Source organism: Alkalimonas sp. NCh-2, from assembly GCF_039631345.1.
GTDB classification, from domain to species: domain Bacteria; phylum Pseudomonadota; class Gammaproteobacteria; order Enterobacterales; family Alteromonadaceae; genus Alkalimonas; species Alkalimonas mucilaginosa.
In genome coordinates this window covers 707,946-721,968 of the sequence record NZ_JBDIUV010000001.1, presented here as the reverse complement: position 1 = coordinate 721,968, position 14,023 = coordinate 707,946, and the positions used below count along the sequence as shown (strand labels likewise).

Here is a 14,023-nt window from a genome sequence, read left to right as displayed (position 1 = left end):
TGTTGCTTCAACTTTGACGTTAGCAGCAGAGAGTTTGTGAACCGACCATGTCAATAAAACCAGAACATCGAATGAAAGTTGGCGACTGGTGGTACTTACCAGAGCGCGATAAACTGGTGAAACTGGATGCCACTGGTCAGTTACTGGAAACAGCCGAACTGGATAATCTTTGTCAGAATGTGATGAATTATCTGATGGTGCATGCCGGTGAACTGGTCAGCAAGGACGAGCTACTGGAAAAGGTCTGGGGTATTCGGGCAGTATCGGATGGTCGCATTACCCGGGTGATTCGGGTTTTACGCGTGGCATTGGGTGATGATAGCCGCACACCAACCTACATCGAAACTGTGCCTAAGCGTGGTTATCGATTGGTGGCAGCTATTGAACAAGTCTCTGCAGAGCCATTAATAAGCAGCCATGCAGCAGCCAGGCCCGCTGCACAACAGGCATCACCGCCGACAAACACCTACGCAGCCTGGCGGGCGCGCATCTATCTTGCTGGTTTTATCTTATTGCCGTTGTTGCTGGCAGGCTATTTTTGGTGGGCAAGCAATCCAGAGCATGATGAACTGGCGGCAACACCGTTGTGGCGCTACGAGCCGGTGACTTTTCTTGATGGTATTGAGTTTTATCACAGCATTTCTCCGGATGAAAAGCTGTTGGCTTTTAGTTATGCCAGTAGTCCAAGCGATAATGTAGTGAAGCTAAAAATACAGAACTTACAAAATCATCAGGTTACCACTTTAACCGATGCACCATACAGTAGCTTTGGCGCTGCCTGGAGCCCGGATGGGATGCAGTTGGCTTATCAAAGAACCATATCCGGCCGTTTATGTGAAATTCGCTTACTCACCTTAACTGCCGGACGTGATCAGGTCCTTGCCGATGAGTTGCTCACCCGATGTGGAGCTCAATCTATCTCAGCACGGCTGAGCTGGTCCCCCGATGGCCGCTTTCTGGTGTACCCATCCAGAGAAGAAGGGCAGGGACAGATGGCACTGGTGTTGTACCCGGTGCAGGGGGGGCAGCCCCAGATATTAACAGCACCGCCCGCCTCTGGTTTTGGTGATTACGCCGCACGCTTTTCACGTGATGGTAGCCGGTTGGCGTTTTTGCGCTATGCCTCCGGCTCGGCTGAGCTCTGGGTATTGGATTTATCCAGCCGCTCTACCCGAATGTTGGTTCGCTTGCAGGATTTTTTGCCAGGCAACATAGATTGGAGTTTAAACGATCAGGAGATTATTTATCCAACCGGACGGGCTTCGTTAGGGGCTGTGGATGTTGCGACTGGCCAGACCCGTTTGCTGGCCTATACCGATAATAATGCACGCGAACTTCAAATCAGTGCTTCAGGCAGGCTACTGGCAAGCGTCGGTGCTTTTTCGCAGCTAAATATTGTCAAAGTGCCTAATGAAGTTATTCGCCCCCAAGCGGAGCAAAGTCGTCAAATTGTTTTTAGCTCCAACCGTAGCGAATCCTTTGCCGAGGCCAGCCCTTTACAGGATGGTCCAGTGGCTGTGGTGTCACGTCGCTCTGGTGTATCCCAGGTCTGGTTATTTAAAGCCGATGGTAGTCAGGAGCAACTGACGCACTTTACCGAAAATGAACGTTTCAGTGATTTACGTTTTTCACCCGACGGGCGTAACCTGTTGGCCTTGATTAGCCAGCAGTTATGGATACTTGCTGAAGGAGCTGAACCCCGACGTATACCAACGAAAGGCTTTGATACCATTGCTAACCCCAGCTGGAGCAGGGATGGCCAGCACGTTTTTTTTGCGGTGGCAAGGCAAGGGCAATGGCAAATGATGCAAGCCGATCTGAATGCCTCGCTTCCGGTACAACTCTTTCACCCAGAGCGTGAACTCTATCTGGAAAGCCCAAATGGACGTTATCAGTTCTGGCGTAACAGTGTGGATCATGGTTATTTTCTGGCAGTAGATGCTGAGCCGGCAATAAAGTTGGAGTTAGCCGAACCAGGGCGATTACCGCTGCGCTTTATTATTACCAATCAGGGGCTTTATTTCTCCAGTTATCTGGAGGACAACAAATATCAGTTGTATTACCTGGATTTCTCCAATACTGAAATACAGCCAGCAACAACTGTAGACACACTGTATTTTGATCAATTTAGTTTAAGTGCCGATGGCCGTTACTTTTATGTGCCATCCATGGCGGGAGGAGACACGGATATTGCCGAAATTTCTGTAAAGCAGCAAAATTTATAGGTTTTTTATAAGAATTTCATCGAGTTATTTCATGTTTTTTCTGTCAGCCTGAAGGTGTTGGATCATCAATTACTACTGAGGGCTTACCCATGAAACACCTATTAACTACAATTGCTGCCGCTACTGTCATCCTAGGTACTTCTGTTATCGCCAGTCATATTGATCTGGTTAAGTTTGCACAACCTGAAGCTGATACTATGTTGGCATGTCATTGGTTTCCTGTTTGCAAAGATCCTGATTATAAGCAGCCTGTTCAGTTGGAAGAGCCTGTTGTGAATGAGTTTGATCAAGACTCACTCTATGCTTGTCACTGGTTCCCAGTGTGCAAAGATCCTGATCAGCCTGCCGGATCTGCCGCTGTTGCATAACTCTGTAACAATTAGGTACCTGAAATTTTGCCGGTTTCCGTTATAATCCGTCCATACCCATGCGTAAGGACGGATAGTTTTGTCAAATCTGGAACCGCTGGTTCAATTTGGACCCTGGCACTACCGCGCCACTCTTGGCAAGCTTTGGCTTGCGGCTGCGGATGAATCAGAAGCCATCACGCTGGAGCCTCGGCTGCAAAAGCTGCTGAATTATTTTTTACTGCATCCTGGCCAGTTGTTATCCAAAAACCAATTGATCGCTGATGTCTGGCCCGCCGGTGAAGGCACCGATGCTGCAGTGATGCGGGCTGTGGGTGCTTTGCGTAAAGAGTTGGCAGATACCACCCAGTCACCACAGTTTATTTCTACCATTCCCAAAAAAGGCTATTGTTGGTTGGCTGATGTGGAGCCGCTGACCAGCTCGCGGGCGAGGCGCTCTGGTGCGGGGTATCGGCTGGACACTATCTACTCGAACGACGATAGATTTGCAGAAGCAGGCCGGCCGCGCCATCGTCATTTTCTGTTGGTTGCGGTGCTCTCCTTGCTGCTGAGTTGCGGCATAATCGCGTATGGCCTCACTTACTTGACGCTTGGGGCTGGCCAGACAGTGTATACCCGCTTAGAGCCAGTAAGTGCATTGAATGGACGCGAGCAACTGCCAAAATGGCATCCTCAGCACAGCTTTTTGTTGTACCAGCATCAGCCTGTTGATCAGAAGAATTGGCGCTGGGTGATTCAGTCTGAGCAGCGCAGCAGTCTGCTTTATTCACCATACAGTTATAATGCCTTAGGAAAAGCAGCCTGGCACAACGACAGTATCTTTTTCAGTGCAGTGACGGATGCAAAGTGTGCTATTTATCAACAACAGGTCTTTCCTGACTTTGGAGAGCCTGACGGGTTTATGCCCTGTGAACGCTGGATCCGTCATGGTTTAGCTGTGGTGGATAACGTCTTGTACTGGCTGGATCTTCAACCAGGGCATCAGGCGCAATTCCAGCTGTGGCGTAGCCGGGATACTGCACAGGCCCGTTATACGAAAGAGGCCGTATTGTCAGAGCCTATCAAGGCCTTGCAAGTTCATCGGTTGGTGCGGCATCAGCAGTATTTGTATGCTTTGGTACAGGTGAGTTTTTCGCAGACAAAATTAATCCAGATCCAGCCAGATGATGGCAGTTGGGTTGTACTGGCGCATTACCCGCAAGTATTCACTGAACTCTTTAAAGATCAAAGACAGCTTTGGTTAGGCTTGCCGCAGCAGCCTTTGCAGAAAGTCGCAGCCAGTGGCAAACCTGGTGATTCCTTGGGACCTTTGTCTGCCGATTTGACGGATGTTGTTTTTGCGAATGAGCAGGTCCTGGCAGTGGCAGGTGCTGAGCCAGTTAGTGACTTATGGCAACTAGCGGTTGGTGATACAGATTTGTCGCTGCAACGTTGGTTTGCTTCCAATCGAAGTGAGCGCTTGGCTGCAATTTCCGAGCAACAAACTGCTTTTGTGTCGAAACGCTCTGGCCATGAGCAAATCTGGCTGGCCAGACGTCAGCAGCTCCAACAGCTAACCCAACTTACCGAAGCTCAACAAGTTCAGCAGTTACTTTGGTATCGTCAGCAGTTGTTGGCTCTCATCAATAATCAATTGTTCCAGGTTGATGTTACAACTGGCAATTTGCATACCTTATTGCCTCATGGAATTAAGCCGGCTCAGATTGAAGTCTGCAGGCAACAGCTGTACTGGACAGAGTTTGGTGAACAGGGGTGGCAACTGTACCGCATGGCTTCAAACAGTGTAGAGCACCTGTTGGATGATGTCATTGATGTGCGCTGCGCTGAGGATGGGCTGGTGTTACGGCGGGACAGCTCACCTTTGTTGCAGTTATGGCATCAAGAGGGGGGGCTGAGGTCACTTGAACTGCCAGGTTTTCCGGTCGATATCAGCCAGGCAGGCCTTTGGTTAACCAATGACCAGGGCATTGCCTGGCTGGATAGCTCCAGGATGCTTTTGGTTGTTTGGCACTGGCATGGGCAGTTGGAGCAATTCTTATTGCCAGCAGCGCAAAACCCTACCGCCATCTATAGCGATAAGTCTGGACGAAACTGGCTTTTGCAACAAAACCGGCAGCAAGACAGCGATATTGTCCGCTTGCTGCCAGAGCGAGCGCCTTAGCTCGCTGCTAGTTTGGCAAAGCTGCGATCGGCTGCAGCTATGGTCGCGGCCAGATCGGCCTCGCTGTGCGCCAGTGATAAGAAGCCTGCCTCATAGGCTGAAGGTGCCAGGTAAACACCTTCGTTCAGCATCAGATGAAAGAACTGCTTGAATGCTTCGATATCGCACTGGGTGGCCTGAGCGAAATTACTGATGGCTTGCTCTTTGGTAAAAAACAGGCCAAACATGCCGCCAACCTGAGTGGTCGCCAAGGGCACGCCATGTTTGTCGGCGGCGGCCTTGATACCGGCGATCAACTGGCTGGTTTTCTCCGTCAACGCTTCATACACCCCCGGCTGGCGGATGGCGTTGAGGGCAGCCAAACCGGCAGCCATGGCCAGCGGGTTACCCGATAAAGTCCCCGCTTGATACACCGGCCCGGTTGGTGCTATGTGTTGCATAATGGCGCGCTTGCCGCCAAAAGCACCCACGGGCATGCCGCCACCGATGATTTTACCTAAAGTAGTTAAATCCGGTTGCACGCCATACACCGCCTGAGCCCCCCCTAAGGCCACCCGGAAGCCCGTCATGACTTCATCAAAAATCAGCACGCTGCCGTACTGATCGCACAGCGCTCTTAAGCCTTCTAAAAAGCCTGGTGCTGGTGGAATGCAGTTCATATTGCCTGCCACCGGCTCGACGATGATGCAGGCGATGTCTTGTCCACGCTCGGCAAAAATGGCTTCAAGCTGCGGTAAATTATTAAACTCAGCGGTGAGGGTATATTTGGCAAAGTCGGCAGGAACACCGGGTGAGTTGGGTACCCCCAGCGTCAAAGCGCCAGAGCCGGCTTTGACCAGCAAGGAGTCGGCATGGCCGTGGTAGCAGCCTTCAAATTTTAAAATGGTATCGCGGCCGGTATAGCCACGTGCCAGTCGGATGGCGCTCATGGTGGCTTCGGTGCCAGAGCTGACAAAACGGACCATCTCCATGCTGGGCACTAATTGACTGACCAGCTCGGCCATGTCGACTTCTGCCGGACAGGGCGCGCCGAAGCTTAAACCATTTTCAGCCGCCTGCTGCACTGCCTGGCGAATGGCCGGGTGATTGTGGCCCAGTAACATTGGGCCCCAGGAGCCAATGTAATCGATGTAACGTTTGCCATCGACATCAAAAATATAGGGACCATCGGCTTTTTCAATAAAAACCGGGGTGCCGCCCACACTTTTAAAAGCCCGTACCGGTGAGTTAACACCGCCGGGAATGGTGTGTTGGGCGCGTTCAAACAATTGCTTTGAGTTGTTCATGCTGGGTCCTTGGACATTAAAGCGGAGAAAGGGAGGATTTGTTGCTGTACCAGGGTACATCGCACTCGTACTTGCTAACCAGGTGTTCAACACCGAGTGTTAAGGCAAAAAGCGCCATCCGGATCACCACGCCATTATCGGCCTGGCGGAAAATGGCCAGATTAGGGTTCAGATTCAGATCGTTATCAAGCTCATTGGCATCCAGCCGCGAGTCGCGTGGCAGCGGATGCATAATGACGGTGTTGGATTTGCAATGCCTGGTGTAAATATCCTGATTCAGCCGGAACTTGCCACGGTACAAATTGGCTTCGTCTTTGCTGGCAAAGCGCTCTTCCTGCACCCGGGTTTGGTAGACAATATCGGCGGCCAGCTTGCCTTCCAGTGCATCGCTGAATTCAATGCTGTGACCAGCGTTTTCGATGGCACTGACTACGCTATCGGGCATCGCCAGTTCCTGCGGGGAAATCAGGGTGAAACGAATGTTTTTGTACAGGCACAATAGTTTGGCCAGTGAGTGCACGGTGCGGCCAAATTTGAGATCGCCCACCATCGCAATGTGCATGCCATCAATGCTCTGGCCACTGGCGGCCAGTTCTTTTTCAATGGTAAAGAGGTCGAGCAGGGCCTGGGTTGGGTGCTCATTGGCACCATCGCCACCATTTAACACCGGCACACGGCTGCCTTCGGCAAATTCAGCCACCGAGCCGGACTGCGGGTGACGCATCGCAATCACATCGCTGTAGCTGCTAAGCACCCGGGCGGTATCATACAGTGACTCGCCTTTGGCCAATGCCGAGCTTTCCATGCCGGTGGTTTCCCGCACTTCACCACCCAGCAAATTAAAAGCACAGCCAAAACTAACCCGGGTCCGGGTGCTGGGTTCAAAAAATAAATTGCCCAAAATAGCACCGTCCAGCACCTTGGTACGCTTTTTCCGGCTGGCATAGGGCTCCATGCCACGGGCTACCTGAAACACCTGTTGAATGCGATCGCGGTCAAACTGACTGACGGAAAGAATATGCTGGCCTTTAAAGCTCATATGCTGCTGCCTGTGACTTGACGGGTTGAAGGGTGACTGCGGCAATGCAGGTTTGCCGGACAGTCTGCTGCTGGCTGCAGATTATACGTCATAGCATGGGGGAAAGGCGAATGCAGTTGCAGTCACTTTGGTGTGGGTGGTTTGAATTTTTAAGGGTTTGCCCATAGTATAAATGATGTTTTGTTTTTTATTTCAAACAGTAAAGCTAAAGCAATCGTTTTAAGGACCGTTATGCAGCCATCATCAGCACAGCCAGCAAGTTCCGCCTTGGCCAGTCGCCTACAGCGTCTGGCGTGCCGTGCTGTGCTCTATGCATCGCTCTGGTTTGTGTTAGGCGGCGGTGAAGGTTGGTGGTTTTTTGCCATGATATTGCCACTGCTGCTTTGGTTATCGGAGCGCTGGCCCGCCCCTTTACTCCGATTACGCTGGCGTCATCTACCAGCTTTTACCGGCTATTTTCTGATAGAAATGTGGCGGGGTGGCTTTGATGTTGCCTGGCGTGCACTACAACCTGTATCAGCTATTACACCTAATTGGCAGCGTTATCCCGTTCGCCTGCAACAAACAAGTTCCCAGCGGATGCTGGCATGCCTGATTAGTTTATTGCCCGGAACCACTGTCTGCCGCAGTTGTTTGTCCGGTGAAAGCAGGGTGGAGACTGCCTGGCTGGAGTTGCATCTGTTAACTGACAATAATGACTGGCAGCAGAGCGTTGCCAGGTTGGAGCAGCGGTTAAGCCTGTTGCTGGCTGCGGAGCAACCACTATGTTGATGGCAATGGCTGTTGCGATTTTACTGACGGTGCTATTGGGACTGTGGCGGGTCTGGCGCGGACCTGATCTGGTCAATCGTCTTTTGGCCATTCAGTTGTTGGGCAGCGGAGGGGTGGCCATTTTACTGTTGTTATCTCAAGCGTTGGCACAGCCTGCCTTGCTGGAGGTGGCTTTGATCATTGCGTTACTGGCTGCTGTGGTGCCAGCTGCTTTTGTGCAGCGGTTAAAGCAGGAGCAGCGCAAATGATGGCCTGGCTGGGTGCTGTGTTGTTGATCCTGGGGTTGCTGTTTTTTTTGGCAGGTAGCCTTGGGGTACTGCGTTTTCCGGATGTTTTTTGTCGGCTGCATGCGGTGACGAAAGCCGATACGCTGGGGCTGGGTTTTATCGTGCTTGGTCTTGGTGTGCTGCAGCAAGATTGGCAACGATTTTTATTGATGCTGCTGATCTGGGGGCTGGTGATGCTATCTGGCACCATTTCCTGTCAGTTGCTTGGTCAGTATGGCCGAGAGCAGACAACGGACCAAGAGGAGCCGGCAGAATGAGCGGTGATTTCTGGTTCGATGCTTTGCTTGGCGTCTTGCTGCTGGTGTTGGCGCTGGCGACGATACTGGCCCGTCAGTTGGCCGCGGCGGTCATGCTTTATGTGGTGTTTGGTTTGATGCTGGCTCTGGCCTGGGCCCGATTGGGAGCCGCCGATTTGGCACTGGCAGAGGCGGCCATAGGCGCTGGCCTGACCGGTGCTTTGTTGTTTTCAGCCTTAGCGAGGCAGCCAAAATCAATCACACCACCGGTACGCATCAGCAGGATGGAGCTATTACCTGCTTTGGTGCTGTGTATAGCGATGAGCGCAGTGCTTGGCTGGACCCTGTGGCAACTGCCGCTGCAACCAGCACACAGTCAGTTGCCGGCAGCGCTGGAGCAGTTGGGTAGCAGTGGTACCGAGCATCTGGTTACGGCGGTGCTGCTGAACTTTCGCGCCTGGGATACCTTACTGGAATTGCTGGTGTTGCTGTTGGCACTGCTTGGCAGCCGCTTAGTGGCAGCGCCAGAGCCGGCCGCATTGCAGCACTGGCCTTTAGCCAGACAGTGGAGTATTCGCCTGTTACCGTTGTTGGTGCTGGTGGCTTTTTTTGTGCTCTGGCGTGGCGCCACTGCGCCGGGTGGCGCTTTTCAGGCCGGTGCTTTGCTGGCCGCTGCGCTGGTAGTGCTGCGGCTAAATGGTCAACTGCCGGCGCTTCGTTTCGATATGTGGTGGGTGCGGGCCTTGATTTTAGCTGGTGTACTGGCGTTTTTGCTGGCTGGCTTGCTCAGTGTGTGGCTGAATTGGCAGCCAGAGCAAGCAGTGCAGTGGCTGCGTTGGCCACTGCCACTCGCCAAAGGACTGATTTTGCTGATTGAGCTGTGTGCCACCCTGGCTATTGGCCTGACCCTGACCTTGTTGGTGGTCGGTGAGCGGAAGGAGTTGACCGCATGAGTCTGGTGCATTGGTATCTGTTGATAGCGGCAGCGCTCTGGGGCATTGGTTGCTATGGCCTGATTCGTGGTCCTGAATTGCTAAGGCGGATTATTGCGCTGAACCTGATGGGCGCCGCCGTTTTTCTGGTAATGGTGACGCTGTCTGCCCGCACCGAGCCGGCGGATGGCGTCTTGCATGCGCTGGTACTGACCGGACTGGTGGTGGCTGTGAGTGCCACTGCTTTTGCCCTGGCCCTGGTGGCCCGAACGTTATCGGAGCCGACATGAGCTTTGCTCTGGCGGCAGTATTGGTGCCACTGTTCGCTGCTGTGTTGGCCTTGTGCTGGCGTCGTCAGGCCGCCTGGCTGGTATGGCTGAGTACTTTGTTCAGCCTGCTGCTGGCGGTGGCTGCCTTGTGGCAGGTGGTGACTGCTGGGCCCGCTACTATGCAGTTGGGAGGCTGGCAGACGGGCCTTGCCATTCGCTGGCAGTTGAATGAACTCTCGGCGCTACTGTTGTTGATGACGGCGCTGATCCATAGCCTGGTCGCCAGTTACAGCCTAAGTCAGTGGCGCGATGCTGGCTTATCGGCCGATTTCTGGCCGTTGTCTGCCTTGTTGCAGGCGGCGTTATCGTCCTTGTTCTTGTCGGTCGATTTGTTTAACTGGTATGTCACACTGGAGTTGCTTGGTCTGGCAGCTGTGGCTCTGGTGTTACTCAGTGGCAAAAAGGCGTTGCAAGCCGCCATGCGCTATCTGCTGTTGTCGCTGGCTGCCTCACTATGCTATTTACTCGGCGTTGCCCTGCTCTATGGTCACTATGGCTGGTTGGATGTACCGCAACTTGCTGTTGCAATCAGCGAGCAGCCGGTCGATCATCGGCTGGCGCTCTGGTTGATCACGGCAGGCCTGATGCTCAAAGCAGCGCTATGGCCTCTGCATATCTGGCTACCCGACGCCCATGCGGCTGCTCCGGCTCCGGTCAGTGCGTTGTTGTCGGCGCTGGTGGTGAAAGGGCCGCTCTTTATGCTCTATATGATCTGGAGTCAGTTGGCCGGCCCTGAGCTGGCTGTCACTGGCAGTTGGCTGTTCCTGCTCACTGGCAGTATGGCACTGTTGGCCGGTGGTTGGTCGGCGCTTCGGACCCCTTACGCCAAGGTGATGGTGGCTTATTCGACCGTGGCCCAGTTGGGTTATGGTTTGCTGGCACTTGGCTTGATACTGCAGCTTCACGATCCGGCCCTTACCCAGGCACTCTTTCTCTTTGTACTGGCGCATGCCCTGGCCAAAACATCCACCTTCTTGGCTGTGGGGGGAAATGCAGCTGCGGTTGGGTGGTAAACGGCTTAGCACCTTCCGCGGTGCCAGCCAGACCATGCCGTTGGCCATGTTTGCCGTGGCGGTGGCGGGCGGTAGTCTGATTGGTCTGCCACCAAGTGGTGGCTTTGTGGCGAAATGGCACATGCTGCTGCCGCTATGGCACCACAGCCAATTGTGGTGGCTGTTGCCGGTTATTCTGGCCGGTACCTTGCTTTCTGCGGCTTATATCTTTCGTCTGGTGGTGCTGGCTTTTAACCGGGCCAGGCCGGTCAGTCCAGATTTTGCTCCTGCCTTGTTGCCGCAGTGGTTGGCATTGCTGCCTGCCTTGCTGGTCTGGATGCTGGCTTTTGCCAGTGGGTCACTGCTGAGCTGGCTGGGAGGCTGAGATGGACTGGAATAGCTGGTTGCCGCTGTTGATTGTGCTGAGCTCGTTATTGCCAGGCCTATTGATTTTTAGCCTGGCGGAGCATCGTTTTGCCCTGCGCACCGCGCTGAACCTGGGCGGTGTGCTGGTGAAACTGCTGTTGGTGGCCTGGATGTGGCAAGGGGTCAAAGCCGGCGAAGATTATTACTTTGAGTTGCCGTTTTTACCCGGTGGATCTTTTATCCTGCATGGCGATGCATTATCGCTGCAGTTTGTGCTCTTGTCCTCGGTGCTCTGGCTGGTGACGACCTTGTATGCCATTGGTTACCTGGAAGGTTCACCACTGCGTTCGCGTTTCTTTGGTTACTTTAGTTTGTGCGTCAGTGCTACCGTCGGGCTGGCGTTGTCGGGCAATCTGATCAGTTTTGTGCTGTTTTACGAGCTACTGACCCTGGCCACCTTCCCGTTGGTGGTGCATCGCGGCACGGTAGCGTCGCTTCGAGCTGGCAGGCGCTACCTGGCGTACACCATCAGTGGTGGCGTGGTGCTGATGCTGGGGGCTGCATTATTGCATAGCCTGACCGGTAGCCCGGTATTTATGCCTGGGGGGTATTTAAGCCCTTTACTGGCTGAGCACAGTGGCTTGTTGATGCTGGCCTTTGTGTTGCTGATCACTGGGCTTGGGGTAAAAGCAGCCTTGTTGCCCTTGCATGGCTGGCTGCCTGAGGCCATGGTAGCACCTGCACCGGTCAGTGCCCTGCTGCATGCGGTCGCTGTGGTCAAGGCCGGTGCTTTTGGCATTGTGCGGGTGGTGTACGATGTCTTTGGCGTCGAGGTGATGCAGCAGCTGGATCTAACCTGGCCACTGGTGTTGCTGGCCTCTGCCACTATTTTATATGGCTCCTGGCGCGCTTTGCAGCAGCAGGATCTCAAGCGTCGGTTGGCGTACTCGACCGTCAGTCAGGTGTCTTATGTCACGCTGGGTGTGGCGATGCTCGGGCCGGTAGCGGCTGTGGGCGGCCTGGTGCATCTGGTGCATCAGGGCGTGATGAAAATCACACTGTTTTTCTGTGCCGGTAACTTTGCCGAAACTTTGGGCATTCATAAAATTCGTGAGCTAAACGGCGTAGGGCGGCGCATGCCGCTTAGCAGCATGGCTTTTACGCTGGGGGCCTGCGGTATGATAGGGCTACCGGCAACCGCTGGTATGATCAGCAAGTGGTATCTGGCCAGCGGCGCGTTGGAGGCGGGGTATCCGCTGGTACTGTTGGTGCTGCTGACCTCCAGTGCGCTCAATGCGATGTATTTTCTGCCGCTGATTTATCGCATCTGGTGCCTTCCTACCGGCAATTTTCCAGCTCCGAAGCCGCTGTCAAAGCGTTTTGAAACTCACTGGATGCTGCTGTTGCCACCTGTGGTCACGGCATTGTTGATTGTGCTGATGGGACTGCTCGCAGGTACTGAGATTAGCCCGCTCAGCTGGAGCAAGCTGATTGTGGAGCGGGAGTTTAGTTATGACTGAGCTACAAGCCTTGCTATGGCCTGGAGCCGACTTTTCGATGCCGCAGGGGCCTGTGGCACTCTGGTTTGGCTTTACCTTGCTGCTTTGGCTCTGTGCCGGTCTGTATAGCCTTAGTACCATCAGCAAGCGCAAAACCCTGTACTGGAGCAGCTTTAGTCTGGCCATGGCTGGCAACCTGCTGCTGTTACTGGCGCAGGATGTGCTGGGTTTCTATCTCGGCTTTGCCCTGATGAGTCTGTCGGCTTATGGCCTGGTGATCCACAGTGGTCAAAGTGCAGCCCGGCGCGCCGGACGTTTGTACCTGCAGTTGGCTATCTTGGGTGAGCTGTTGCTGTTTGCGGCTTTGTTGTTGCGGGTGGATGCTGCCGGGGGGGCCTTGGTGATAGCGGACTTAAGCTCCGCTGCATTAACACCGCTCACTCTGGCGCTGCTGTTGCTGGGTTTTGGTTTAAAAGCCGGGTTTTTCCCGCTGCATATCTGGTTACCACAAGCGCACCCGGCGGCACCGGCACCAGCCAGTGCGGTGTTATCCGGCGCCATGATCAAAGCCGGTTTGTTTGGGCTCTGGCAGTTTATTCCGGCTGGTGATGCGCTGTTAATGCACTGGCTGCCCTGGTTGCTGCTGTTGTGCTTTAGTTCGGCTTTGTTCGGTGCCTGGCTGGCATTGCTGCATCGCAAACCCAAGGTGGTACTGGCCTACTCTTCGGTCAGCCAGATGGGCTATTTACTATTAGCACTGGTGTTGTACTGGAGTAGCCCGGCCGATTACCAGACTCAGGCTGTCTGGTTGCTGGTGTGGTATGGCTGTCATCATGCCTTGCTGAAATCGGCATTATTCCTGGCGGCAGGGGCTGTGAGCAGCTACCGGTTGCAGGGCTGGCACTGGCTGGCGCTGCTATGGCCGTTAGTCAGCCTTACTGCGTTACCACTGAGCTCCGGTGCTGCGGTCAAGTATGGTTTAAAGGAAGGGCTCGGGCAGAGCAGTTTTGCGGATTGGCCGCTGCTGCCTGCTGTACTGATCTTGGGGGCGTTTAGCACGGCCTTGTTGGCCTGGCATTTATTGGTGTTGTTGCGTCAGCAGCATCAGCCAGCAAATCCAAGACTGCCGGTCACTGCCAGCCTTGGCTGGCTGCTACTGGCGCTGGCTTCGCTGAGCATGCCCTGGTGGCTGACAGCGCTGCAGCCGCTCTGGTGGCAGGCGCTGCAGCCTGGCGCTTTGTTCGCTGCGCTTTGGCCAGTCGTATTGGCAGCTTTGTTGTACGGGTATTGGCTAAAACAAGGCCGGCCGCTTCCAACAGGCTGGCAGGATCCACTTAGCTCGGCGCTGGGCTGGTCTTTGTGGTTAAAATCCTGCTATCAGACCAAAAGCAATCGTGAGTTTGGGCTGCAACTGCCAAAGTGGCGGCGGCAGGAGCGTCGGGCCAATCGCTGGCTCAACCAACAGGCATTGTTACCGCTTGGCAGCAGCATCTTGCTGGCCGTGGTGCTGCTGCTTTGGTTACTAAGCTGAA

The 14,023-nt window shown here is 54.0% G+C and carries 12 protein-coding genes and 1 pseudogene; 11 read left to right on the top strand and 2 right to left on the bottom strand.

What is annotated here, in order from left to right; translation table 11 throughout:
- Positions 1–71: 71 nt before the first annotated feature.
- The 3 genes from ABC502_RS03480 to ABC502_RS03470 all read left to right on the top strand — a co-directional run bounded on the left by ABC502_RS03480 (position 72) and on the right by ABC502_RS03470 (position 4,754).
- A complete protein-coding gene (locus tag ABC502_RS03480; protein WP_345914890.1) occupies positions 72–2,225 on the top strand; it encodes a winged helix-turn-helix domain-containing protein in 2,154 nt (717 codons plus the stop codon).
- Positions 2,226–2,314: 89 nt separating this feature from the next.
- Positions 2,315–2,593 carry a hypothetical protein gene (locus ABC502_RS03475; RefSeq protein ID WP_345914889.1) on the top strand — a complete coding sequence of 93 codons (279 nt, stop codon included), beginning with the start codon at positions 2,315–2,317 and terminating at the stop codon, positions 2,591–2,593.
- Between the two features lie 79 nt (positions 2,594–2,672).
- Entirely contained in the window at positions 2,673–4,754 is a 2,082-nt protein-coding gene (locus tag ABC502_RS03470; protein ID WP_345914888.1) for a winged helix-turn-helix domain-containing protein, read from the top strand.
- Here the strand turns inward: ABC502_RS03470 and hemL are convergent.
- Complete coding sequence (gene hemL, locus ABC502_RS03465; RefSeq protein ID WP_345914887.1) at positions 4,751–6,040, bottom strand: glutamate-1-semialdehyde 2,1-aminomutase; 1,290 nt, start codon at positions 6,038–6,040, stop codon at positions 4,751–4,753. The two genes, ABC502_RS03470 and hemL, sit on opposite strands and share 4 nt — an antisense overlap.
- Before the next feature lie 16 nt (positions 6,041–6,056).
- A complete protein-coding gene (locus tag ABC502_RS03460; RefSeq protein WP_345914886.1) occupies positions 6,057–7,079 on the bottom strand; it encodes an aspartate carbamoyltransferase in 1,023 nt (340 codons plus the stop codon).
- A gap of 231 nt (positions 7,080–7,310) precedes the next feature.
- Here ABC502_RS03460 and ABC502_RS03455 point away from each other — a divergent pair, with 231 nt between their 5' ends.
- The 8 genes and pseudogenes from ABC502_RS03455 to ABC502_RS03420 all read left to right on the top strand — a co-directional run bounded on the left by ABC502_RS03455 (position 7,311) and on the right by ABC502_RS03420 (position 14,022).
- Positions 7,311–7,850 carry a Na+/H+ antiporter subunit E gene (locus tag ABC502_RS03455; RefSeq protein WP_345914885.1) on the top strand — a complete coding sequence of 180 codons (540 nt, stop codon included), beginning with the start codon at positions 7,311–7,313 and terminating at the stop codon, positions 7,848–7,850.
- A complete protein-coding gene (locus ABC502_RS03450; protein WP_345914884.1) occupies positions 7,844–8,098 on the top strand; it encodes a monovalent cation/H+ antiporter complex subunit F in 255 nt (84 codons plus the stop codon). Before ABC502_RS03455 ends, ABC502_RS03450 begins: the two co-directional genes overlap by 7 nt.
- Positions 8,095–8,394: a monovalent cation/H(+) antiporter subunit G gene (gene mnhG, locus ABC502_RS03445; RefSeq protein ID WP_330086698.1), complete on the top strand. Its 300-nt coding sequence runs from the start codon at positions 8,095–8,097 to the stop codon at positions 8,392–8,394. The genes ABC502_RS03450 and mnhG overlap by 4 nt, the downstream gene beginning before the upstream one ends.
- Entirely contained in the window at positions 8,391–9,326 is a 936-nt protein-coding gene (locus ABC502_RS03440) for a hydrogenase subunit MbhD domain-containing protein (protein WP_345914883.1), read from the top strand. The genes mnhG and ABC502_RS03440 overlap by 4 nt, the downstream gene beginning before the upstream one ends.
- Positions 9,323–9,595, top strand: coding sequence for an NADH-quinone oxidoreductase subunit K (locus ABC502_RS03435; protein WP_345914882.1), 273 nt, complete (start codon positions 9,323–9,325; stop codon positions 9,593–9,595). Before ABC502_RS03440 ends, ABC502_RS03435 begins: the two co-directional genes overlap by 4 nt.
- Positions 9,592–11,011, top strand: a pseudogene (locus tag ABC502_RS03430) (proton-conducting transporter membrane subunit). The gene ABC502_RS03435 and the pseudogene ABC502_RS03430 overlap by 4 nt, the downstream one beginning before the upstream one ends.
- Position 11,012: 1 nt before the next feature.
- Positions 11,013–12,512, top strand: coding sequence for a proton-conducting transporter membrane subunit (locus ABC502_RS03425; RefSeq protein ID WP_330086702.1), 1,500 nt, complete (start codon positions 11,013–11,015; stop codon positions 12,510–12,512).
- A complete protein-coding gene (locus ABC502_RS03420) occupies positions 12,505–14,022 on the top strand; it encodes a proton-conducting transporter membrane subunit (protein ID WP_345914881.1) in 1,518 nt (505 codons plus the stop codon). The genes ABC502_RS03425 and ABC502_RS03420 overlap by 8 nt, the downstream gene beginning before the upstream one ends.
- Position 14,023: the final 1 nt, after the last annotated feature.